The sequence below is a fragment of the Minwuia sp. IMCC3009 genome (assembly GCF_029909415.1).
GTDB lineage: Bacteria > Pseudomonadota > Alphaproteobacteria > Minwuiales > Minwuiaceae > Minwuia.
Map to the genome: position 1 here is coordinate 4,162,807 of NZ_CP123781.1, position 22,006 is coordinate 4,184,812.

Annotated in this window: 18 protein-coding genes, 1 tRNA gene and 1 pseudogene; 9 read left to right on the forward strand and 11 right to left on the reverse strand. The window is 64.6% G+C overall.

The genetic code is table 11. The features are described from left to right. Nucleotide 1: 1 nt before the first annotated feature. Nucleotides 2-1,018 (reverse strand): branched-chain amino acid ABC transporter permease, encoded by a 1,017-nt coding sequence (locus QGV55_RS19450; RefSeq protein ID WP_281018975.1) that lies wholly within the window; start codon nucleotides 1,016-1,018, stop codon nucleotides 2-4. 154 nt (nucleotides 1,019-1,172) lie between these two features. After that, entirely contained in the window at nucleotides 1,173-2,522 is a 1,350-nt protein-coding gene (locus QGV55_RS19455) for a substrate-binding protein (protein WP_281018974.1), read from the reverse strand. Nucleotides 2,523-2,725: 203 nt separating this feature from the next. Between QGV55_RS19455 and QGV55_RS19460 the strand changes: the two genes are divergently transcribed. The 4 genes from QGV55_RS19460 to QGV55_RS19475 all read left to right on the forward strand — a co-directional run bounded on the left by QGV55_RS19460 (nucleotide 2,726) and on the right by QGV55_RS19475 (nucleotide 7,764). Next, nucleotides 2,726-4,300, forward strand: a complete 1,575-nt coding sequence (locus QGV55_RS19460) for a short-chain fatty acyl-CoA regulator family protein (RefSeq protein WP_281018973.1) — start codon at nucleotides 2,726-2,728, stop codon at nucleotides 4,298-4,300. A 98-nt stretch (nucleotides 4,301-4,398) separates the two neighbouring features. Then, a complete protein-coding gene (locus QGV55_RS19465) occupies nucleotides 4,399-4,806 on the forward strand; it encodes a response regulator (RefSeq protein WP_281018972.1) in 408 nt (135 codons plus the stop codon). Next, nucleotides 4,806-5,075 carry a hypothetical protein gene (locus QGV55_RS19470; RefSeq protein ID WP_281018971.1) on the forward strand — a complete coding sequence of 90 codons (270 nt, stop codon included), beginning with the start codon at nucleotides 4,806-4,808 and terminating at the stop codon, nucleotides 5,073-5,075. The genes QGV55_RS19465 and QGV55_RS19470 overlap by 1 nt, the downstream gene beginning before the upstream one ends. After that, a complete protein-coding gene (locus QGV55_RS19475; protein ID WP_281018970.1) occupies nucleotides 5,062-7,764 on the forward strand; it encodes an ATP-binding protein in 2,703 nt (900 codons plus the stop codon). Before QGV55_RS19470 ends, QGV55_RS19475 begins: the two co-directional genes overlap by 14 nt. Nucleotides 7,765-7,821: 57 nt before the next feature. Here QGV55_RS19475 and QGV55_RS19480 read toward each other — a convergent pair whose 3' ends face one another. Genes QGV55_RS19480 through QGV55_RS19495 form a run of 4 tightly spaced genes read right to left on the reverse strand, consistent with a single transcriptional unit; the run spans nucleotide 7,822 to nucleotide 11,484 of the window. Next, entirely contained in the window at nucleotides 7,822-8,532 is a 711-nt protein-coding gene (locus QGV55_RS19480; RefSeq protein WP_281018969.1) for a response regulator, read from the reverse strand. Continuing rightward, nucleotides 8,529-9,464, reverse strand: a complete 936-nt coding sequence (locus QGV55_RS19485; RefSeq protein ID WP_281018968.1) for an alpha/beta hydrolase — start codon at nucleotides 9,462-9,464, stop codon at nucleotides 8,529-8,531. Before QGV55_RS19485 ends, QGV55_RS19480 begins: the two co-directional genes overlap by 4 nt. Further along, the gene (locus QGV55_RS19490; protein ID WP_281018967.1) at nucleotides 9,461-9,862 is read right to left on the reverse strand and encodes a response regulator; all 402 of its coding nucleotides are present in this window, start codon (nucleotides 9,860-9,862) and stop codon (nucleotides 9,461-9,463) included. The genes QGV55_RS19485 and QGV55_RS19490 overlap by 4 nt, the downstream gene beginning before the upstream one ends. Further along, nucleotides 9,859-11,484 carry an ATP-binding protein gene (locus QGV55_RS19495; protein WP_281018966.1) on the reverse strand — a complete coding sequence of 542 codons (1,626 nt, stop codon included), beginning with the start codon at nucleotides 11,482-11,484 and terminating at the stop codon, nucleotides 9,859-9,861. Before QGV55_RS19495 ends, QGV55_RS19490 begins: the two co-directional genes overlap by 4 nt. 136 nt (nucleotides 11,485-11,620) lie before the next feature. On the opposite strand from QGV55_RS19495, the gene QGV55_RS19500 reads away from it, so the two are divergent. Further along, nucleotides 11,621-12,955, forward strand: a complete 1,335-nt coding sequence (locus tag QGV55_RS19500) for a PAS domain S-box protein (RefSeq protein WP_281018965.1) — start codon at nucleotides 11,621-11,623, stop codon at nucleotides 12,953-12,955. Nucleotides 12,956-12,972: 17 nt separating this feature from the next. On the opposite strand, the gene QGV55_RS19505 is transcribed toward QGV55_RS19500, so the two are convergent. Continuing rightward, nucleotides 12,973-14,111 (reverse strand): IS3 family transposase gene (locus QGV55_RS19505; protein ID WP_281015974.1). Its coding sequence is split into 2 segments (ribosomal slippage): nucleotides 12,973-13,847 and nucleotides 13,847-14,111, totalling 1,140 coding nucleotides; the frame shifts between segments, so codons are not numbered across the junction. Nucleotides 14,112-14,204: 93 nt separating this feature from the next. Here QGV55_RS19505 and QGV55_RS19510 point away from each other — a divergent pair. Continuing rightward, nucleotides 14,205-14,450: pseudogene (locus QGV55_RS19510) on the forward strand (3'-5' exonuclease); the annotation flags it as partial. A 242-nt stretch (nucleotides 14,451-14,692) separates the two neighbouring features. Here QGV55_RS19510 and QGV55_RS19515 read toward each other — a convergent pair. The 4 genes from QGV55_RS19515 to fsa all read right to left on the reverse strand — a co-directional run bounded on the left by QGV55_RS19515 (nucleotide 14,693) and on the right by fsa (nucleotide 17,321). Then, a tRNA-Ser gene (locus QGV55_RS19515) sits at nucleotides 14,693-14,780 on the reverse strand. Nucleotides 14,781-14,875: 95 nt separating this feature from the next. After that, nucleotides 14,876-15,793: a tyrosine recombinase XerC gene (locus tag QGV55_RS19520; protein ID WP_281018963.1), complete on the reverse strand. Its 918-nt coding sequence runs from the start codon at nucleotides 15,791-15,793 to the stop codon at nucleotides 14,876-14,878. Nucleotides 15,794-15,917: 124 nt separating this feature from the next. After that, nucleotides 15,918-16,643, reverse strand: coding sequence for a DUF484 family protein (locus tag QGV55_RS19525; RefSeq protein WP_281018962.1), 726 nt, complete (start codon nucleotides 16,641-16,643; stop codon nucleotides 15,918-15,920). A 3-nt stretch (nucleotides 16,644-16,646) separates the two neighbouring features. Continuing rightward, on the reverse strand, nucleotides 16,647-17,321 hold the full coding sequence (fsa, locus tag QGV55_RS19530; RefSeq protein WP_281018961.1) for a fructose-6-phosphate aldolase: 675 nt from the start codon (nucleotides 17,319-17,321) through the stop codon (nucleotides 16,647-16,649). Between the two features lie 137 nt (nucleotides 17,322-17,458). On the opposite strand from fsa, the gene QGV55_RS19535 reads away from it, so the two are divergent. The 3 genes from QGV55_RS19535 to atpA all read left to right on the forward strand — a co-directional run bounded on the left by QGV55_RS19535 (nucleotide 17,459) and on the right by atpA (nucleotide 21,992). After that, nucleotides 17,459-19,642, forward strand: a complete 2,184-nt coding sequence (locus QGV55_RS19535) for a primosomal protein N' (RefSeq protein ID WP_281018960.1) — start codon at nucleotides 17,459-17,461, stop codon at nucleotides 19,640-19,642. 260 nt (nucleotides 19,643-19,902) lie between these two features. Beyond that, the gene (locus QGV55_RS19540) at nucleotides 19,903-20,463 is read left to right on the forward strand and encodes a F0F1 ATP synthase subunit delta (protein ID WP_281018959.1); all 561 of its coding nucleotides are present in this window, start codon (nucleotides 19,903-19,905) and stop codon (nucleotides 20,461-20,463) included. After that, on the forward strand, nucleotides 20,463-21,992 hold the full coding sequence (gene atpA / locus QGV55_RS19545; protein ID WP_348637667.1) for a F0F1 ATP synthase subunit alpha: 1,530 nt from the start codon (nucleotides 20,463-20,465) through the stop codon (nucleotides 21,990-21,992). The genes QGV55_RS19540 and atpA overlap by 1 nt, the downstream gene beginning before the upstream one ends. Nucleotides 21,993-22,006: the final 14 nt, after the last annotated feature.

The following is a 22,006-nucleotide window of genomic DNA, read 5'->3' on the forward strand; positions in this document are numbered from 1 at the left end:
ATCAGGACTCCATCACACCCTTGCGGCCCAGCAGGCCACGGGGACGCACCAGCAGAATGACGACCGCGATCAGGTAGATGATGATCTGGTCGATGCCGGGCAGGATCGACTTCACCTCGTTCATGGATGCGAACGACTGCAGGATGCCCAGCATGAAACCGGCCAGCACCGCGCCGCCAAGCGACCCCATGCCGCCGACGACCACCACGACGAAGGACAGCACCAGGAAGTCCATGCCCATGTGATAGTCGGGCGGCAGGATCGGCGTGTACATGACACCCGCCAGACCGGCGATCACGGCAGCCATGCCGAAGACAATGGTGAAACGGCGCTGGATATTGATGCCCAGCAGGCCGACGGTCTCCCGGTCGGCCATGCCTGCGCGCACCACCATGCCGTAGGTTGTCAGGTTCAGGAACGCAAAGGCCAGGGCGATCACCACACCGGCGAAGGCGAGATAGATCAGCCGCCACCAAGGATAGACCACCGATTCCCCGAGGCCGACCCAGAGGCCGACATTGGCGCTGCCCGCGATCACTTCCGGCGCAGGGGTCGGAATCGGGTTTGCGCCGAACTGCGCCTTGATCAGCTCCTGCACGACAATGGCCAGGCCGAAGGTCACCAGGATCTGTTCGGCGTGCGGGCGCTTGTAGAAATAGCGGATCAGTCCGCGTTCCATCCCGAGGCCGATCAGCAGCATCAGCGGGATGGCGATGAGTATGGATATGGGCACGGCGTAGTCGATGATCATTGCGCCGGTATCGCCCCACCAGGCCTCCAGGTACGGGATTTCCTTGTAGGCATCGAAGAACTTGATGCTCTCGTCCTTCACCTTCTTCGAGATGGTCAGCAGGGCCTGCACCGACACGGCGCAGAACGCCCCCAGCATGAACAGCGCGCCATGGGCGAAGTTCACGACGCCCAGGGTGCCGAAGATGATGGTCAGGCCCAGGGCAATCAGCGCATAGGCACCGCCCTTGTCGAGACCGTTGAGAAGCTGAAGCAGAATAACGTCCATGATCCCACCCGTCCGGAGTCAGTTCACCGTTCGGACAACCCTAACCAGTCGCAGGTCCGAAACGAAGATGGTCCGGCCATCCCGGGGAGGTGGGGTGACCGGACCAGTCCGAATTTCCGGGGTCGCCAGCAGCGGCCCCGGAAACTTCCGTGGTTCAGACCTTATAGGGGCCCAGTTCGCCACCGAAGATGCTCGGGTCGTAGGTGACCTGCGACGCCGGGACTTCCTTCACGACCTCGAGGAGGTCGAACTGGCTGGTCGCGTTCTCGTTGCCACGCACCACCAGCACGTCCTTGAAGCACTGGTGATCCGCCCCGCGATACAGGGTCGGGCCATTGCCCATGCCATCGAATTCGAAGTCTTCCAGCGCCTTGATGACCTCCGGCGGGTAGAAGGTGCCGGCGCGGGCGCAGGCATCGGCATACAGGAGAGCCTGCACATAGCAGGTATGGGCGGCCTGCGACGGCGGGAAGCCGTATTCCTGGCCGAAGGACTTCACGAATGCCTGCGAACCGGCATCCTGCAGCGACCAGTTCCAGTTGGTCGTGCCGTAGATCCCCTTGATGTTCGCGCCGGCACCCTGTGCCATCAGGCGCGAGTACAGCGGCACGACGATCTGGAAGTCCTTGCCGTTGACCTGCTTGTCGCGCAGGCCGAACTGCACCGCCTGGGTCAGGGAGTTGATCATGTCCTTGCCGTAATGGTTCAGGACCAGAACGTCGGCACCGGAATTCAGCACCGGCGTGATGTACTGCGAGAAGTCACCCGCGCCCAGCGGCGTACGCACGGCATTGACCGTCTGCCAGCCCAGGGCTTCCGTGGTGTTCTTGATCGACTCTTCCTGCGTCCAGCCCCAGGTGTAGTCGGCGGTCAGGTGATAGGCGCGACGCTCCGTGCCCATGGTTTCCTTCAGCACCGGACCCAGCGCGGCACCGGACATGTAGGCGTTGAAGAAATGGCGGAAGCCATAGCGCCGCTTGTCCTTGCCGGTGGTGTCGTTGGAATGGGTCAGGCCGCACATGAAGACGACGCCCATCTCCTGCGCCAGGCTCTGCACCGCGACGGCCACGCCCGACGACGAACCGCCGGAGAACATGATGACGCCATCCTTCTCGATCATCCGCTTGGCGGACGCGCGGGCGGCATCGGACTTGGTCTGCGTGTCACCCGTGACATACTCGACCTTCTTGCCCAGCACGCCATCACCCTTCAGCGACAGCGGCTGCATGGTGTTCAGCATGCCGCCGTCACCTTCGCCATTGATGTGCTTCACGGCCAGTTCATAGGCGCGCAGCTCGTCCGCACCCTCGTCGGCGTAGGCACCGGTCTGCGGTACGTTGAAGCCGAACTTCACGCTGGAGGCATTGCCCGGGTTGTTGCGGAACTCCTCGGCCCAGGCATTGCGCACGAAGAAGGTCGGTGCGATCACCGCACCGGCACCCAGGGCCGTGCCGGCCTTCAGGATGCTGCGGCGTGACACGCCACGATCATTGATCTTGGTCATTTGAATTTCCCTCCCGGACGGGTTTCTTGGAAACGATCCCTTTGCCCATGGCTGGTGGGCCATTGGTTGCTGCCAAGGCTACGCGGTGCTGTAAATCATGGCAATCTGGCATTGAAAGAATTGGAAAATTCTGTAAAATTCTGTAATTAGCTTAAGTCGATACTGTAAATTCTTTACCATTTGGCAATGACAGGAGCGCCGGGATGGCCGTTGCCGCACCCATCGGGATGAAGGTCAGGACAAGGCGCAAGGCCCGGGGGCTGACGCAGAAGGCACTGGCGCAGAAGGTCGGCATTTCCGCGTCCTACCTGAACCTGATCGAGTCCGACCGTCGCGCGGTCGGCGGCAGCCTGTTGCAGCGGATCGCCGAACAGCTCGGGCTGGAACTGGCGGATCTGAGCGGGGATCAGGAGCGGCGGCTGGTGGAGCGGCTGGGCGAACTGGCGGCCGACCCGTCGATCCTGCAGCACCGCATCGATCCGGGGACCGCGAGCGCGCTGGTCAGCCGCCATCCCGACTGGGCCGCAGCCATGCTCAGCCTGTCGCGCGCTGTCCGCGACGCGGATCAGCAGATCACGGCACTGACCGACCGGCTCGACCAGGATCCGGCCCTGATGGAGGCGGTGCATCAGGTGCTGAACAATGCCGCCGCCGTGCGCTCCACAATGGAGATCCTGTCGTCGGTGGAGGACCTGCCGACGGAGCAGCGGGCAAGGTTCGTCGATATCGTGCTGTCACAGAGCGGCGAGCTTTCCGGCACCGCCGAACGCCTGGTCGCCCTGTTCAGTGTCGGCAACACCCGCAACCGCTCCCTCTCCCCGGCGGAGGAGGTGGATGACTTCCTGATCCAGAACCAGAGCTATTTCCCGCCGCTGGAGGATGCCGCCCGCGACCTGCGCCGCGAGATCCGGTCCTTCGGCCAGACGATCGAGGGCGCGCTGACAGCGTTTCTGGTGCAGCGGTTCGATATCTCGGTCTTCAACCGCTCCCCGGTGGATGCGGACCTGAGCCGGTTCCGTAACCATTGCCACTATGACGAAGCCAACCGGGTGCTGCTGTTTCTCGACAATGCGCCGCCCTCGACACGTCAGTTCCAGCTCGCGCGACTGGCCTGCCAGCTGACAGCACCGGACCTGATCGACGCGGTGGCCCGGGATGAACTGCTGACCAGCGACGAGGCACGGACCCGCGCCCGCGGGGCGCTGGCGAGCTGGCTCGCCGCGGCGGCGCTGTTCCCCTACGAGACCTTTCTGGAGGACGCTGTCCGCCACCGCTACGATGTGGAACTGCTGCGCCAGCGCTTCTCGGCCAGTGTGGAGCAGATCTGCCAGCGACTGGTCTCCCTGCGCAAGCCGGGGGCGGAGGGGATACCCTTCGGGTTCCTGCGGGCCGATCCCTCGGGCCACATCAGCAAGCGCTTTCCCATTGCCGGCCTGCCGGTGCCGCGCAGTGGCAATGGCTGCCCCCTGTGGCCGCTGTACGGGGCCTTCCAGACTCCGGACCGGGTGATCCGGCAGCTTGCGGAATTTCCGAACGGCAGCCGGTACCTGTTCATCGGGCGCACCGTGCGCCACGAACCGGCCCTGTTTCACGAGGCGCCGTTCCTGCACGCGGTCATGCTTGCCTGTGACGTGGTGCATGCCGATCAGACCGTTTATGCCGACGGTCTGGACTTTGCTGCGCGACACATGGCGACGCCCGTCGGACCCAACTGCCGACTGTGTTCGCGCAGCGATTGCCTGCACCGCGGAGAGGACTCGATCCTCTATTCGCGCTGATCGATGTACCCGCAGGCCCCGGTTCTGTTCTACACTGCATGCCGGGAACGATCCGGGCGCATCCAATGACGCCCGGGCGATCAGGGGAGGATGCCGCCGTGACGGACTCAGGGGCGGACAGAAGCGCGAAACAGATCCTCATTGCGGAGGATGAGCCGAACATCGTGGAACTGCTGACCTTCATTCTGGAGCGCGCAGGCTGTGTCACGCGTGCGGTCACCGACGGCGAAGCGGCAATCGCCGAGATCCGTCGTGAGGCACCGGACGTGCTGTTGCTCGACCTGATGCTGCCGAAACATGACGGCTATGCGGTGCTGAAGGCCGTGCGCGGCAGTGCCGACAATGCGGAACTGCCCGTGGTCATGCTGACTGCGAAAGGGCAGGAAAGGGACCGCAAGGTGGCCGAGTCGCTGGGCGTCAACGCCTTCATCACCAAACCCTTCTCGAACCAGGATGTGGTCGACCAGGTTCTGGCGCTGGCCGGGGCCGGCGCCCCTGCACGCTGATGCCGCGGCAGAAGCTGCGTGACGCAGCCTTCATCCTGCCGTTCTTCGGTCTGATCCTGATCATGCCGCCCTTCGTCGACATCTTCTTCAGCGCCCGGCTGCTTGGCGGCATTCCCGTCATCCTGCTCTATATCTTCTGTGCCTGGACGGGGCTGATCATCCTCGGCTGGATCCTGTCGCGGCGCCTGGTGACCGATTCCGACACGGCGGAGCCGCGTCCGCCGACCCTGCATCCCCTGCCGCCGGAACAGCGCGATGCTGACGGCTGATGTCGTTGTTGCCATCGCGCTGGGCTATGTCGGACTGCTCTTCCTGCTCGCCTTCCTGAGTGATCGCTGGAGCCGCAAGGGCAGCCGCTGGATCAGCAACTCGCCGCTGATCTACACGCTGTCGATCTCCGTCTACTGCACGTCCTGGACATTCTACGGTGCGGTCGGGTCCGCCGCGCGCAACGGGCTGGAGTTCATCACCATCTACCTGGGGCCGACGCTGGTGTTTCTGGGCTGGTGGTACCTGCTGCGGAAGCTGGTGCGCATCGGACAGGTGAACCGCATATCCTCGATCGCCGACCTGATCTCGTCACGCTACGGCAAGAGCAACACACTCGCGGTCATGGTGACGCTGATGGCGGTGATCGGCACCACCCCCTACATCGCGCTGCAACTGAAGGCCGTCACCACCAGTTTCGATGTCGTCAGCGGCGGCAGCGGGGACCTGCTGGGCAACCTCTCCGGCGACAACAGCGGGATTGATCCCGCCCTGCTGGTCGCGGTGGGCATGGCCCTGTTCACGATCCTGTTCGGCACGCGCAATCTCGATGCCAACGAGCAGCATCCGGGCGTCGTCGCGGCCATCGCGTTCGAGGCGCTGGTGAAACTGCTGGCGCTGCTGATGGTCGGCCTGTTCGTGGTCTTTTCCTTCGGCGGCCTGGAGAACCTGTTCCCCGAGGAGATGAGCCGTCGCCTGCTGGAGCGGGAAAACGTCTTCGGCGGGCGCTGGGCGGTCCTGACCTTCCTTTCGGCGACGGCGATCATCTGCCTGCCGAGGGAGTTCCAGGTGACGGTGGTGGAGAACGCGCGGGAGTCACATCTGCGCACCGCCGGCTGGCTGTTTCCGGCCTATCTGCTGCTGATCTGCCTGTTCATCCTGCCCATCGCCGCCGCCGGCCTGACCCGGCTGCCGGAAGGCGCGAACCCGGACATGTTCGTGCTGACCGTGCCGATGGCCGCGAACCAGGAGATGCTGGCCCTGTTCGCCTTCATCGGCGGATTCTCTTCAGCCACCTCGATGGTGATCGTCGCCTGCATCGCGCTGTCGATCATGATCTCGAACCACATCGTCATGCCGGTGGTGCTGCGCCTGCGCTGGCTGCGGCTCTACGACAGCGCCGACCTGAAGACCCTCGTGCTGTTCAGCCGTCGCTTCTCCATCCTGCTGATCCTGTTCCTGGGCCTGGTCTACTATCGGCTGAGCGCGCAGACGGAGGCCCTGGCCTCCATGGGCCTGATCGCCTTTGCCGGGGTGGCGCAGTTCCTGCCGAGCCTGCTGGCCGGACTCTACTGGCGTCAGGCAACCGCACGGGGCGCAAAGCTCGGGCTCATGGGCGGCGTCGTCCTGTGGGTCTATACCCTGCTGCTGCCCAGCCTGGCGGAGGAGGGCACGGTCTTCGGTCAGATCGTCAGCAACGGCCTCTTCGGCTGGGAGATGCTGCGGCCGGAGGCGCTGTTCGGCATGACCGGCTTCGATCCGCTGGTGCATGCCATCGTCTGGAGCATGACGGCCAATACAGCCCTGCTGATCGCGGGTTCCCTGTTCAGCGAGCAGGCACCGCTGGAGCGTCTGCAGAGTGCCCTGTTCGTCGATGTCTTCCGCAACACGCCCGGCGATGAATCCCGTGCGCTGGTGCGTTCCGCCGCCATCGACGACCTGCGCCTGCTGTCGCGCCGTATCCTTGGCGCGGATGCCGCCGACCGCCAGTTCCGCGACTTTGCCCTGCGGCAGGGGCGCGATGATGGCGTGCCGGTCGCGGACACGGCCTTCATCACCCATCTGGAGCGCCAGATCGGTGGCAATGTCGGCGCCGCCTCCGCCCGTGTCATGATCTCGGAAGTGGTGTCGGGGGAGACGATCAGCCTCGACGAGATCATCCGCATGGTCGACGAGACCCAGCAGGTGATCGAATACAGCCAGGCGCTGGAGGCCAATTCCCGGACCCTGGAACAGACCGCCGCACAATTGCGCCAGGCCAACCAGCGCCTGATGCGGCTGGACACGGAAAAGGATGATTTCCTCAGCCAGGTCAGCCACGAACTGCGCACCCCCATGACCTCCATCCGCTCCTTCGCCGAGGCGCTGCTGAAGGCTGACGAGATGCCGCCGGATCAGGCGCGGCGCTTCATGCGGATCATCCATGACGAGAGCCTGCGCCTGACCAGCCTGCTGGATGACATCCTGGACCTGAGCCACCTTGAAAGCGGCGAGGTGCGCTGGCAGGTGGAGCGCCTTGACCCGGAAACGGCGGCGATCAGTGCCATCGCGGCCTGTGAGGGGCTGGCCGCGGAAACCGGCGTGCGGGTCGATCATGTCCCCGCCGACACGACCGCCGCGATCCGGGGCAACCGGGACCGGTTGAGCCAGATCCTGATCAACCTGATTTCCAATGCCATCAAGTACAATGATTCACCGGAACCCTGGGTCCGGATCGAGTCGCGGGTGGAGGCGGGGCGCTGGCGGGTCGACGTGCGCGACAATGGACCCGGTGCGGGCGATGTGGCCCCGGATCAGCTCTTCTCCAAGTTCGCGCGGGGCTGGCGGCAGATCGCCAAGGGCCGGTCCGGTACCGGGCTCGGCCTGGCCATCAGCGCCGAGATTGCCCGCCGCCACGGCGGCGACCTGTCCCTGACCGAAAGCTCGGAGCAGGGCAGTTGCTTCACCCTGACCCTGCCGGTCACGCAATAGACTGGCCCACCGCCGGATCGCACTGCCGGTGCGCTCCCCGCCCGACAGGCGCAGCGATCAATCGGCTGTCTGCGCCAGATGGTTCGCCAGGCAGGCATGTGCCTCGTCTACCGCCTGCACGATTTCCGGCAGCACCGACTCCCGTCTGGCATGGACGGCGCTGCCCTGCAGCTTCTCCGCATAGGCGGCCAGTCGCGCGACCTCGTTCGCGCCGATCCCGCGCGCGGCACCTTTCAGCCCGTGGGCCGCATCCTTCCAGCCCGGGCCATCCATCTCGGTGCTCATCTGTGTCAGGTAGCGGTCGGTCGATATGCGAAACAGTCCGGCAAGCTCCCTCTCCAGCGCGGTGTCACCGGCGGTATATGTGGCCAGATGCGCCAGATCGACCGCGTCGTTGACCGATACGGAGGCGGGACCCAGAGCCGTATCGATGGCGGCTGCCAGCGCCTCCAGTCCGACCGGCTTAGTCAGCCATGCCCGGATCGGCGCCTCGCCCCAGTCCGCACGTGCGCCATGGGCAGGTGAGAGGCCGACCATGGGCACCCCGCCCGTGCCCTGCATCGCCGCGATCTCGGGTCCGGTTGGTGGAGGCATGTCGAAGTCGAGGATCGCCAGATCGACCACCACGGCAGCCAGGGCCGAAACAGCAGCCGGACCGTCCTCGACAACCGTGGTCTCGTGCCCGAGTTCGCCCAGCAGTCGGGCAATCTGGGACCGCGCCGCCGGATTGTCGTCAGCCAGCAGGATATGCAGGGACCCGCCCGTCATGGTGATGCCGGAACCCCGATCATCTGCCGCATGCGGGCAATGATGTCGGCGGTGACTTCGGCGCGGTTGGACTCGTTCAGGATCTCGTGGCGCGCGCCGTCATAGAGGGTCATGGTCAGGTCCGTCACCCCGGCATCGCGGTAGAGGTCGTGCAGCCGCCGGACCCCCTTTCCGAAATCCCCGACGGGATCGCGCTGGCCTGCTGCAAGGTGAATGGGCATGGACGCGGGAACGCGCTGCAGATTCCGTTTCGAGGCCAGCGACGACAGGGCGTCGAGCAGCCCGATCCAGCTTGCGGTCGAGGCAATGAAACCGCATTCCGGATCGGCGATATAGCGGTCGACCATTTCCGGGTCGCGGCTGAGCCAGTCCATGTCGGTGCGCGCGGGCTGGAAGGCCTTGTTCATGCCGTCGAACCCGAGCGCATGGATCAGCCTGCTGCGCCCCCGTGGGCCGAGGCGGAGTCTCTCGATGCGGGCGATCACACGCCCGAGTGCGGCCAGCGGCGGCGGCGGACCGTTCGAGCCGGACAGAACCGCACCATCGAACTTCTCAGGCCACGACCAGAGTGCCTGCTGCACCACGAACGACCCCATTGAATGACCGAACAGGATCAGCGGCAGCTTCGGCCGTTCCGCACGCCAGGCCGAGACCCCCGCGGCGGCATCGCCGACCATGGATGTCCATCCCCCCTGATCGCCGAAGTGACCCAGGATGCCGCCCGCCTGTGCCGTGCGCCCGTGGCCGCGCTGGTCGTGGCCTGCCACCATGAATCCGGCCTGGTTCAGAGCCGTGGCAAAGCCGTCATAGCGGGCGACATGTTCGGCCAGTCCATGCACCAGATAGACCAGGGCCGCAGGCTGTTCGATATCCCAGCGCAGCCCGTGCAGTGTCGTGCCGTCGGACTGAAAGCACCAGTCAGCCGCAGTCATCGGTCGCCTTCTCCCCTGTGCGTGCCTTCGAACACGCCTTCGATCGTCTCCACCAGTTCGCTGAACTGGAACGGCTTGGTCAGGTATCCCCGGACGCCCTTGCCGAACGCGAAATCCCGCGTGGTCTTCTCACCCAGCGCGGTCAGCACGATCACGGGGATATCGGCCAGGTCGGGGTGGTCGGACAGCACCGTCAGCGTGCCGAAACCGTTCAGCGAGGGCATCATCATGTCACAGATGATGACATCCACCGGGGTCTGCATCAGGGAGGCGATGCCTTCCGCGCCGTTGCTCGCGCCGGACGCCTCATATCCTGCAAATCCGAGTCCCCTGACCAGACGCTCGCGAATATCCGCCTCATCCTCGATCACAAGCACCTTTCGTGGCGGTACGTTCAACGTGACGGCTCCTTCCTTGCGGACAGGGGCAGAAGGACGGTAACGGTGGTCCCCTCTCCCTCCCTGCTCTCGATACTGAACGAACCACCAAGCAGGGCGATGGCACGATCCACGATACTCAGGCCAAAGCCAACCCCGCCGACGTCGGCAACATTGCCGCCCCGGCTGAAAGGCTCGCGTACATGCGCCAGATCCTTCTGCGGAATCCCGATGCCGTGATCTGTCACCGCGATCACCAACCGGTCAACGGTCTCTGCCAGGCGCACGGCGACTGTCGTTTCCGCTGACGAATACTTCAGGGCATTCTGCAGCAGGTTGCCGATGATCTGGTTCAGTGTCCGCCGGTCGAACCTCACTGTCGCTGGGTTCGTCCGTTCGTCGGTCAGTTCAAGCGCCCGCCCCTCGCTCGGCAGGTTGTTCTGCCACTGCGCGCGGATCAGCGCGGCCAGATCCAGATCCTCCGGAACGGACTGCCGGGTCTCGCCCTTTTCCAGCAGCAGGGCTTCGCCCAGCAGGTCGTCGATCGCGGCAACCCGACCTCGGATCGTGTCCATCTCCTTCTGGCGTTCCTCCGCCGTCATCCGGTTGCCGAAATGGTCCAGCAGGTCGGTGGCGGCCTGGATGGTCGCCAGCGGGGTGCGCATCTCGTGGCTGACGGTGGAGATGAAGCGTGATTTCAGATCGCGCAGTTCGCGCTCGCGCTCCAGGGCCATGCTGATTGCCTCGGACTCGCGACGCGCCCTTGCCAGACGCCGGGCGTACAGCAGTCCCAGCAGGGCAATGGCGAGCAGGCTGATCACGACCGGGACCAGCAGGTCCTGCCGGAGCCGTGTCCCCGGCCTGCTCGGATCCCAGGTCAGATAGGCCGTCGCCCATTCGTCCCGGGCCGAGATCGGGGCGTAGACCCGGGCCTCGTCAGGCAGCGCGAGACTGACCGCCAGGTCCTCCAGCAGGAAGGCGTCCGATATCTGCTCCAGAAACGCCGTGTCCAGGGCGGAGGCGAGGATCAGGATGGGGCGGGTCCGACGTTGTGTCACGACCTCCACACCTGACTCCGGTGTGAAGGCACTGGCGGCGAGGGTGTGCACCTGGCCGCCGATGACGGCATAGCTCACGACGGGTTCCGGCTCCTCCATCGGTGCCGCGTTCGCACGGCGTGTCAGAAACTCGAGCATGTCGGGCGACAGGAATTCCTGCGCCTTGCCCCTGTATGGTTTGCCGTCCCTGAAGAGAAGACGCGTCTGACCCAGTGCGGTCACAACGATCACAAGGCCCACGCGGGAAGTCTCATAGGCATAGCTGCCCACATTGTCGTCCGCCCATTCCTCGTCGCCGAGTATCACCAGTCGCTCGATCGCTTCGTCCCAGAAACTCAGGTCCTTGGCCAGAAACCCGAGTCTTTCCGCCTCCGTAGCCAATGCGGTCCGGGCCAGCGCGACGTCCCTGTTCTCGGTTTCGTGGTCCAGCCGCTCCGCCGCGAACCAGGATATCGCGATGATGACGACGACCGCGATGCTGAGCAGCAGCACCATGGGCACGATCAGTCCGCGCAACGGATCCGCTGCGGTCAGGAACCGGGAAGTCCGATCCTCATCACCTGAAACTGGTTCAGTTGCTGTCATGTCTGTACCACCAATCCTCCGCCACGAATTCATGACACGGTAAAGACGAACCCAAAGTTAATGATGGATGTGCAATCCTCATCAATGGACTTTGCGGGTTGGGCTCGTGCAGCCAGTGGCTTGAGAAGTGTGGACCATGCCGAACAGTATCAGTTTCCGTACCATCGTGGAGCAGACCCTCGATGGTATCATTGTTCACCAGAACTCTGCGGTCATGTTCGCGAATGTGGCTGCAGAACGTATCTATGGCCATGACTCCGGCACCATGATCGGCATGGATCCCTTTGACCTGCTGGTCCCTGGCGAACGCGAACGGGCGAAGAAGCTTGCGCAGCGCCGGTTGCTGGGTGAGCGCATTCCGGAGCGGCTGAGCTTTCGCGGTCTCCGTCGGGATGGCAGCGAGATCGATGTCGAGATGGTCGGTTTCACCGTCGAATGGGATGGTGCGCCTGCGGTGGCATTCTCGGTGAATGACGTGTCCGACCGCAATCAGGCCATCACCGAGCGTGACGAGACCGAACAGTTGCTGCAAAGGTTTCTGGAGCACGCGCCCCTGCCGATCCTGATGATCATTGGGGGGCGGTACACGTTCGCGAACCTGCGGGCCCGTGACCTGTTCCAGCCGAAAGGCCGGGACCTGGTCGGCATGAAGGCCGACGCTCTCTATCAGGACCCGGCCGACCGCGCCCGTGCCCTGGGCACCATGCGCGAAACCGGACTGCTCAACGGCATGGACGTTCCACTGCGGCGATGGGATGGCGTCGTCATCCCGACCAGTGTCTATTCCGTCAAGACGACGTTCCAGGGCAAGGAAGCCTTCTTCGCGACAGTCATCGATCAGAGCGAAAGGCTGGCGCACGAAGCGCGGTCGCAACGGACCGAGGCCTTGCTGACGGCCGTCATGGAACATGCCCCGCTTGGCTTTGCCTTTCGCGACCCGGACGGGCGGTTCGAACTGATCAACAGGGAGAACGCCACCCAGTGGCAGCAGCCTGTCGAGAAGATCGTCGGGCGTCGTGCGGCGGATTTCGCGGCACCGGAAGCGGCACAATGGTGCCAGATCATGGATGACGAGGCCATTCGTGTGGGCAAGGTCGAGCGCCAGGCCACCTTTGCCTTCGACCCGAAGTCCGGTGCCCGTCGGATCAGGTCGATCAGGTTTCCCGTGCGCGACAAGTCACGATCCCTGCTCGGCGTTGCGAACTTCACCCTCGACATCACCGCCGAGTGGCAGGCGCAGGAAGCGCTGAAGGTGGCGGAGGCGGAGGCCAGGCAAACGGCGCAGATGCTGCGCGCGATTGTCGATCATGCCCCGATTGCCATCACCTACCGCGACAGTGACCGTCGCGTGAAGATGCTCAACCCCATCGCGGAAGACTGGATCGGTCATTCCGAGGCGGAAGCGATGGACAGGCAACTGGAGGAACAGAGGTGGTTCGGTTCGTTTGAACAGTTTCGAGCCGTTTCTTAGGTGGATTTTCCGCTTGGTTATGCCGCCACCGGGATTGGTTGCAACTTGATGTGATATGCCTGATCGGGCGTTTGCCCTTCCAGCGATGAATGCGGTCTCCTTGTGTTGTAGAAGGCCAGGTATCGGTCGATGCCCTGTCGGGCGGCTGACACGCTTTCATAGGCGTGCAGATAGACCTCCTCGTATTTGACGCTGCGCCAGAGCCGTTCGACAAACACGTTATCGCGCCAAGCGCCCTTGCCATCCATGCTGATCTGGATGTCGGCGTCCTTCAGCGCCTTGATGAAGTCAATGGACGTGAACTGTGATCCTTGGTCCGAGTTCATGATCTCCGGCTTGCCATATCTGCGCAGGGCATCATTCAAGGCCTCCAGACACGGCGCTGTTTCCAGCGTCACCGACAGCCGCCAGGCCAGAACCTTGCGGCTGAACCAGTCCAGAACGGCGACCAGATAGACGAACCCTCGGGCCATGGGAATGTAGGTAATATCCATGGCCCAGACCTGATTGGGCTGCGTCACGGCCAGCTTGCGCAGCAGGTAGGGATAGATCCTGTGACCGGGCGCAGGCTTGCTGGTGTTCGGTCTGCGATAGAGCGCCTCAATGCCCATCGTTTTCATGCAGGTTGCCACGTGCAGCCGCCCGGCCGTGAAGCCTTCCTGCCGCAGCAACCCTTTCATCATACGGCTGCCCGCGAACGGGTAGTCCATGTGCAACTCGTCAATTCTGCGCATAAGCTTGAGGTCCGCCGCACTGGTCGGGCGCGGCGCGTAATACAGGCTGCCCCGGCTGATCCCGAGAAGCCGGGCTTGCCGTGTCAGGCTCAGCCTGTGGTCCGGGCCCGTCATTTCCTTGCGCTCGGCAACAGACCGGCCTTGTCGAGCGCGCCCTCTAAAAAATCGTTTTCCAGCGCCAGCTGGCCAATCTTCGCGTGCAGGGACTTTACGTCGATCTGCGGCTCTTTCGCGGCCTTTGGCGTGTCATCGAAGACACCCGTTACGCCCTCAAGCAGCTGATCCTTCCACTGCTTGATCTGATTGGGATGCAGGTCGAACTGCGTCGCCAGCTCGCTCATCGTCCTGTCGCCCTTCAGCGCCGCCAATGCGACTTTCGCTTTGAAGGCAGGGCTGTGGTTCCGCCTGGGTCGTCTTGTCATCTTCGCTCCTTCGTCCCGGCAACGCTGCCGGATTGGGAGCAGAAAATCCACCTAACTCAACTGTCCAGATTTGTCGGGCCACCTCTTGGAGAGGTGGGCACCATGCACATGGCCAAGGGGCTCGAGTTCAAGGCCGTCGTGGTCATGGCCTGTGATGATGAGGAACTCCCCCTGCAGTCCCGCATGGAGACCGCGGCGGACAGTGGCGAGATCGAGGAGATCTTCGACACCGAACGCCGTCTGTTCTATGTCGCCTGCACCCGCGCCCGCGACCGCCTGATGGTCTCCGGCGTCGAGCCTGTCTCGGACTTCTTTGCGGACTTCGGCGAAACCGACTGAGCGAGAGATAGTTCAAGACACTATTGGTCTCGGATGGGACCCATTGCAGATCGTGAGGGTGGGGTGCCCCCATCCTTCGACAGGATTGCGTTGCTGCTTCACCGCGCGCAGGTCGCATCAATCGCCTGACCGCTAGATCATGACACCAATTCAACCAGGCACGAAGTGTGGGTCCAAGTGTGGGACCGGATCAATTGCATCAAAAAAAAGCGCAATAAATACAGAATCATAGAAAAAGATATTGGCGGAGGGAGGGGGATTCGAACCCCCGAGGGCTTGCACCCAACACGCTTTCCAGGCGTGCGCCTTAAACCGCTCGGCCATCCCTCCTGCGGCGGCGGACTATAGCCATTGAGGTCGGGTTGGCAATGCGTGGCAGGGCTGACTGCGGCAAAAAATGTGGCACAGGTGGCGATGGCTGCCGTTCAGGTGCTGCTTGCCGCGGCCTTCCTGGCCCGGCTGTAGGTGCTGTAGAGGCTTTCCGTATCCACTTCCGTGTAGATCTGCGTGGTGGAGAGGGAGGCGTGGCCCAGCAGTTCCTGGATGCTGCGCAGGTCCGCGCCCGCCCCCAGCAGGTGCGTGGCGAAGCTGTGGCGCAGGGCATGCGGCGTCACGGAATCAGGCAGGCCGAGGCTGCCCCGCAATCGGCGGATTGCGGTCTGTACGGTCTCCGGCCGCAATGGGCCGCCGCGTGCACCGACGAACAGGCTGCGGTCAGGTCTTTCGGCGTGGGGGCAGGCCTGACGCGCGGTCTCGACCGCATCGCGCAGGGTGGAGAGGATCGGTACGACACGGGTCTTGTTGCCCTTGCCGGTGATGCGAAGGGTGCGCGGCAGGGGGGCATCGCTTACCCGCAATGCCAGTACCTCCGAAATGCGCAGGCCCGCCCCGTAGAGCAGGCAGAGCACGGCATGGTCCCGCGCTGCCTGCCAGTCGGTGGCGCCGCCCGCGCTGACCGGTGCCCCGACCAGGTCGAGTGCCTGTTCGGGTGTGATGGCCCTGGGGGTCCGGTGAGGCTTCTTCGGGGCCTGCAGGGACAGGGCGGTCGCATTGTGAACCAGGCCCTGCCTGTCCAGCCGCCGGAAGAAGCTGCGGATGGCCGAAATGGCACGGGCATTGGTCGCGGCACCGAGGCCCCGTCGCCGCCGGGCGGCGATCCAGGCGCGGAAGTCCGAATGGCGCAGACCGGCCAGCGCCGCCGCATCCAGCCTTTCGCCCAGGTGCGTTCCCATGAAGTCGGCGAAGTCATCCAGATCGCTCTCATAGGCCTTGATCGTGTTGGGTGCCGCGCGCCGCTCATCGGTCAGCCACCGGATCCAGTCCTGTCGCGCCGCATGAAACATGATCTGTCCTGAGTCGTTTGTGGGTCCCGGCCTGCCCTCTCCCCCTCCCGACCACCCACGGGATTATCCTGAACGGGTGGTCGGGAGGGGGAGAGGGCAGGCGGGGGTCGGCAAGAAAACTCCCTTACCCCGCTGGCAGGTCGAGCCAGCGTCCGAGGCAGCGTTCCAGTACGCCGGCCAGGAAGCCGAGCAGCTCCGTTCCCTGGCCGCTGTGAAACCGGTCCGGCTGGCGACAGCCGATGGCCAGCAGGGCCAGCGGTGCCTTCGTGCTCACCGCCAGGCGGGCCAGCGCGTCGGAGGCAACCAGCCCGGCGGCAGGGCCATGCACGACCTCGGCGTCACTGACCCGGTCTCGCAGCAGGATTCGGGTGTCGTCGCCCAGCAGGCGGTCGACCGCGCCCCGGGGCATGGCACGTACACCAGGTGTCGCGCTGGGCCCGTCGTGGCCATCGCTCTCGACACAGAGTGTCACCGTGTCGACATCCAGGATCAGCGGCAGTTCGTTGGTGACGATATTGATGAAGTGCGCGAAGTCGCGCGCATCCAGCACCGCCAGTACCGAACGGTGCACCTGATCCTGGCTGGACAGGTTGGAGCGCGCGGAACTGATCAGCGCATCGTGATTGTCGCGGACCCGCGCGAGATCGGACTGCAGACGGCTGACCATGAACCCCTGCATGTCGACGACGCTGTCGGATTCCCCTGCCGCATCGAAGCGGGACGGCGGGGTCAGCAGCCGGACCAGCTCCGGATGGCGCAGCAGGAAATCCGGATTCTGCTGCAGGTGAGCCACGACCGTGGCGTCAGTCAGGGTGTCTTCGCCACTGGTCTTGCCGCTGGAACGGGCCATGCCTCAGACCGCCTTGGTCTCGGGACCCAGGATCGACTGGCCGGTGCCCTGCCAGTCGGCCAGGAACGCCGCCAGTCCCTTGTCGGTCAGCGGATGGTCGGCGAGCTTCTTCAGAACGTCCGGCGGCAGGGTGACCACATCCGCACCAAGGCGGGCCGATTCAAGAACGTGCACGGGGTGGCGCACGGAGGCGACCAGCACTTCCGTCTCGAAGGTGTAGTTGTCGTAGATCTCGATGATGTCCGCGATCAGCTGCATGCCATCCTGACCCAGATCATCCAGCCGCCCGACGAAGGGGGAGATGAAGGTTGCGCCGGCCTTGGCGGCCAGCAGCGCCTGGTTGGCGGAAAAGCACAGGGTGACATTCACCATGGTGCCTTCCCCCGTCAGCACCTTGCAGGTCTTCAGGCCGTCCATGGTCAGCGGCACCTTGACCGCGATATTGTCCGCGATCTTCGCCAGCTTGCGGCCTTCGGCGATCATTGTCGGCGCATCGGTGGCGGTGACTTCGGCGGATACGGGGCCATCGACCAGTGCCGCGATCTCCGTCACCACCTGAACGAAATCCCGTCCGCTCTTGGCGATCAGGGACGGATTGGTGGTGACGCCATCGACCAGTCCGGTGTCGTTCAGTTCCCGAATGGCATCAATGTCGGCGCTGTCGACAAAAAACTTCATGATTCCTGCTACCTTGCGATATCGCACGTGAGGCCCGACGCGATTCGGCCCTGATTCGCTGATTATCCCTGAGTTGGCAGAATATGAAACCCCCCGCCCGGCAGCCGGAGACAGCATCGGAAACCCCGGATTCGCACTTGCCGCGGGTCCGCGTCCTGCTGCCCTTGCCGCTGGGTGCGCCCTACGACTATCTGGTGCCGCCGGGCATGCAGGCACCGCTGCCCGGCACGCTGGTCCGGGTGCCGCTGGGCCCGCGGGAGATGGTGGGGGTGGTCTGGGACCCGGACCCGGAGACCGGTGATGCGGTCACCGACACGGCGCGGCTGAAGCCGGTTCTGGAAACCGTTCCCGAACTCCCCGCGCTGGATGCCCACATGCGCCGCTTCGTCGATTGGGTCGCCCGCTACTACCTGCGCCCGCCGGGGGATGTGATGTCCATTGTCCTGCGCCGCTTCAGCCTGCTGCGTCCGCCGCGGCCCCGCATCGTGCATCGGCTGACCGACGCCGAACCGGACCGCATGACCCCGGCGCGCCGCCGGGTGCTTGAACTGGCGGCGGAGGGGCCGCCCCGAACCGCAAGGGACCTGGCGGAGATTGCCGGGGTCGGCATCTCCGTCGTGCGCGGGCTGGTGGAGAAGGGGGCGCTGCAGGCCTTCGAACAGGTGGCGCCGGCTGACCTGGCGCAGCCGGATCCGGATTTTTCCGTTCCCGAACTGGCCGCCGATCAGGCGCGTGCTGCCGATGCGCTGAGGCAGGCCGTGGGGCAGGGCTTCACCGCCACCCTGCTGGAAGGTGTGACCGGCGCGGGCAAGACCGAAGTCTATTGTGAGGCGGTGGCGGAGGCCCTGCGACAGGGCCGGCAGGTGCTGGTGCTGCTGCCGGAGATCGCGCTGACACAGCAGATACTGAGCCGTTTCGCCGACCGATTCGGCGCTGCCCCCACGGCCTGGCATTCCGGCCTGTCAGACCGGGACCGGCGCAGCGCCATGCGTGATGTGGTCTCGGGGCGGGCGCGGATCATCGTCGGCGCCCGCTCCGCCCTGTTCCTGCCCTGCCGTGATCTCGGTCTGATCATCGTCGATGAAGAGCATGACGGCTCCTTCAAGCAGGAGGACGGGCTGCACTACCACGCCCGCGACATGGCGGTGCTGCGTGGCTCCATAGGGGCGTTGCCGGTCATTCTCTCGTCCGCCACGCCTTCCCTGGAGACGCTGGCCAATGTCCAGGCCGGCCGTTACGGCCACCAGAAGCTGGCGCGACGCTATGGTGCCGCCGAACTGCCGACGGTTGAGATCGTGGACATGTGCCATGACCGCCCGCCGAGCGGCCGCTGGATCGGGGGCAGGCTGGAACAGGCGGTGCAGGAAACCCTGGCCGCCGGGGAGCAGGCCCTGCTGTTCCTGAACCGGCGGGGCTACGCGCCGCTGACGCTGTGCAATACCTGCGGGCACCGTATCCAGTGCCCGCACTGCACGGCCTGGCTGGTCGAGCATCGCTATCTCGGGCGGTTGCAGTGCCATCACTGCGGCCACGAGGTGCGGCGCCCTGCGGTCTGTCCCAAGTGCGGGGACACGGACAGCCTGAAGGCCTGCGGCCCGGGCGTGGAACGCCTGGCGGAGGAGGCGAAGACCGTCTTCCCCGATGCCCGCGTCGCCCTGATGACCAGCGACCTCGTCACCGGGCCAGCGGCGGCGGCGGAGATCATCGGTGCCATGGCGCGGCGGGAGGTCGATCTGCTGATCGGCACCCAGATCGTCGCCAAGGGCCACCATTTCCCGCATCTGACCCTGGTCGGCGTGGTTGACGCGGACCTGGGGCTGGCGGGCGGCGACCTCAGGGCGGGGGAGCGGACCTGGCAGTTGCTGCATCAGGTTTCCGGTCGTGCCGGTCGGGAGGAACGGCCCGGTCGGGCGCTGATCCAGACCCACCAGCCGGATGCGCCGGTCTTCAAGGCGCTGGCGGCGCATGACTCGGCGGGATTCGTGGCGGCGGAGATGGCCGCGCGGCAGGCGGCGGGCATGCCGCCGTTCGGGCGGCTGGCGGCGCTGATCCTCTCCGCGCCGGAAAGGCCGCAGGCGCAGGATCTGGCCACGGCGCTGGCGCGGCGTATCCCGGCCACAAGTGTCGAAAGCGGCATCCGCGTGCTGGGACCGGCCCCCGCACCGATTGCCGTCGTACGCGGACGGCACCGGTTCCGGTTCCTGATCGTCAGCCGGCACGGGCAGCCCCTGCAGCGATTCCTGACGCGCTGGCTCGACGGTTTTCGCCTGCCCGGCAAGGCCCGACTGGCCATCGACGTGGACCCGCAGTCTTTTCTTTGACCTATTTCCGGGGAGAGGAAACCGCCCCGGAAGCCCGGTTCTGCGCCCTGCGCGGCCCCTTGTTGCGATTTTGGGACAGAATGCCGCAAAGATTCGTCGTTGCCGGGTTTCAAGACACCATGGTAGGAACCGCCCGTTCGTTGGGTCGATGGTCTCCGTCGGCCGTGCGCTCATGTCTGGGAACCGCGGGCCTGCGGGCTTTTGTATTGACCGAGGGGGTCGGTACGGCCTGACGCCCCTGAACCTTCGAGGACCGTTTCTTGGCTGGCGATACGTCTGTTGCAACCGGCATAGCCGGACGATACGCGAAAGCCCTGTTCGAAATGGCGAACGAGCAGAAGGCATTGGACCAGGTGCGGGATGATCTCGCGCAGGTGCAGGCTCTTCTGGATGAGAGTGAGGACCTGCGCAGGGTCGTGCTCTCTCCCGTTCTTGACCGGACTCAACAGGGCAAGGCGATGCTGGCGGTACTGGATGCCGCAGGCATCAGTGCGCTGGTGCGCAATTTCATCGGTGTGGTGGCGCAGAACAGGCGACTGTTTGCCCTGTCGCCGATGATACGAACCTACAATGCGCTGCTGGCGGATTTCCGGGGCGAGGTGGTGGCCGAAGTCACCGCTGCCACAGCCCTGACCGACGCACAGCAGGACAAGATTGCGGCAACGCTGAAGAGCGCCATGGGCCGCGATATCAACATCGAAACCAGGGTAGATGAAGCATTGATTGGCGGGATGGTCGTACGCATCGGCTCCCGCATGATCGACTTCAGCCTGGCGACGAAACTCCAGGGTCTCCGACTTGCGATGAAAGGGGTTGGATGATGGACATCCGCGCCGCCGAAATTTCCGACATTCTCAAGGGCCAGATTGCGAACTTCGGCACTGAGGCCGACGTTTCCGAAGTCGGCCAGGTGCTTGCCGTCGGCGACGGTATCGCCCGCGTCTATGGACTGGACAACGTCCAGGCCGGTGAGATGGTCGAGTTCCCCAACGGGATCAAGGGCATGGCCCTGAACCTGGAAAGCGACAACGTCGGCGTCGTGATCTTCGGGTCCGACCAGCAGATCAAGGAAGGCGATACGGTCAAGCGCCTCGGCACCATCGTGGACGTGCCCGTCGGGCGCGGTCTGCTGGGTCGTGTGGTTGACGGTCTCGGCAATCCGATCGACGGCAAGGGCCCGCTGGAGGATGTCACGCGCAGCCGCGTCGAGGTGAAGGCGCCCGGCATCATCCCGCGCAAGTCGGTGCATGAGCCGATGCAGACCGGCCTGAAGGCGCTGGACGCCCTGGTGCCTGTCGGCCGTGGCCAGCGCGAGCTGATCATTGGTGACCGCCAGACCGGCAAGACCGCCGTTGCCATCGATACCTTCATCAATCAGAAGGGCATCAACGCCGGCGACGACGAATCGAAGAAGCTCTACTGCATCTACGTTGCGATCGGGCAGAAGCGCTCGACTGTCGCGCAGGTGGTGAAGGCGCTGGAAGAAGCCGGTGCCATGGAATATTCCATCGTGGTCGCCGCGACGGCGTCGGAGCCTGCCCCGCTGCAGTTCCTGGCGCCCTACACCGGCTGCACCATGGGTGAGTTCTTCCGCGACAACGGCATGCATGCCGTGATCGTCTATGATGATCTGTCGAAGCAGGCTGTTGCCTATCGCCAGATGTCGCTGCTGCTTCGCCGCCCGCCGGGACGTGAAGCCTACCCGGGTGACGTCTTCTACCTCCATAGCCGCCTGCTGGAGCGTGCGGCGAAGATGGGTGATGATGCCGGTAACGGCTCCCTGACGGCACTGCCGGTCATCGAGACCCAGGGCGGTGACGTGTCGGCCTTCATTCCGACGAACGTCATTTCCATCACCGACGGCCAGATCTTCCTGGAGACGGACCTGTTCTACCAGGGCGTCCGTCCGGCCATCAACGTCGGCCTGTCGGTCAGCCGTGTGGGTTCCGCCGCGCAGACCAAGGCGATGAAGAAGGTTTCCGGCTCGATCAAGCTGGAACTGGCGCAGTATCGTGAGATGGCCGCGTTCGCCCAGTTCGGTTCCGACCTTGATGCCTCCACCCAGCGTCTGCTGAATCGTGGCGCGCGTCTGACGGAACTGCTGAAGCAGGCCCAGTTCTCGCCGATGAGCGTGTCGGAGCAGGTGGTTTCGATCTTCGCCGGTGTGAACGGCTTCCTCGACGGCATCGACACCGCCAAGGTGACGGACTTCGAGGCGTCGCTGATCGACGAGATGCATGCAAAGCATCAGGCCGTGCTGGATGATATCGAGAATTCAGGTGCCCTGTCCGACGAGACGGCAGAGAAACTGAAGACCATTCTCGGCGATTTCGCCAAGACGTTTGCCTGAGGAAACCGGACCGG

Bases quoted from the DNA above. Each gene is read 5' to 3' on its own strand.
- QGV55_RS19450 (WP_281018975.1), bottom strand. From the start codon at position 1,018: ATGGACGTTATTCTGCTTCAGCTTCTCAACGGTCTCGACAAGGGCGGT.
- QGV55_RS19455 (WP_281018974.1), bottom strand. From the start codon at position 2,522: ATGACCAAGATCAATGATCGTGGCGTGTCACGCCGCAGCATCCTGAAG.
- QGV55_RS19460 (WP_281018973.1), top strand. From the start codon at position 2,726: ATGGCCGTTGCCGCACCCATCGGGATGAAGGTCAGGACAAGGCGCAAG.
- QGV55_RS19470 (WP_281018971.1), top strand. From the start codon at position 4,806: ATGCCGCGGCAGAAGCTGCGTGACGCAGCCTTCATCCTGCCGTTCTTC.
- QGV55_RS19475 (WP_281018970.1), top strand. From the start codon at position 5,062: ATGCTGACGGCTGATGTCGTTGTTGCCATCGCGCTGGGCTATGTCGGA.
- QGV55_RS19480 (WP_281018969.1), bottom strand. From the start codon at position 8,532: ATGACGGGCGGGTCCCTGCATATCCTGCTGGCTGACGACAATCCGGCG.
- QGV55_RS19485 (WP_281018968.1), bottom strand. From the start codon at position 9,464: ATGACTGCGGCTGACTGGTGCTTTCAGTCCGACGGCACGACACTGCAC.
- QGV55_RS19495 (WP_281018966.1), bottom strand. From the start codon at position 11,484: ATGACAGCAACTGAACCAGTTTCAGGTGATGAGGATCGGACTTCCCGG.
- QGV55_RS19500 (WP_281018965.1), top strand. From the start codon at position 11,621: ATGCCGAACAGTATCAGTTTCCGTACCATCGTGGAGCAGACCCTCGAT.
- QGV55_RS19520 (WP_281018963.1), bottom strand. From the start codon at position 15,793: ATGTTTCATGCGGCGCGACAGGACTGGATCCGGTGGCTGACCGATGAG.
- QGV55_RS19525 (WP_281018962.1), bottom strand. From the start codon at position 16,643: ATGGCCCGTTCCAGCGGCAAGACCAGTGGCGAAGACACCCTGACTGAC.
- fsa (WP_281018961.1), bottom strand. From the start codon at position 17,321: ATGAAGTTTTTTGTCGACAGCGCCGACATTGATGCCATTCGGGAACTG.
- atpA (WP_348637667.1), top strand. From the start codon at position 20,463: ATGGACATCCGCGCCGCCGAAATTTCCGACATTCTCAAGGGCCAGATT.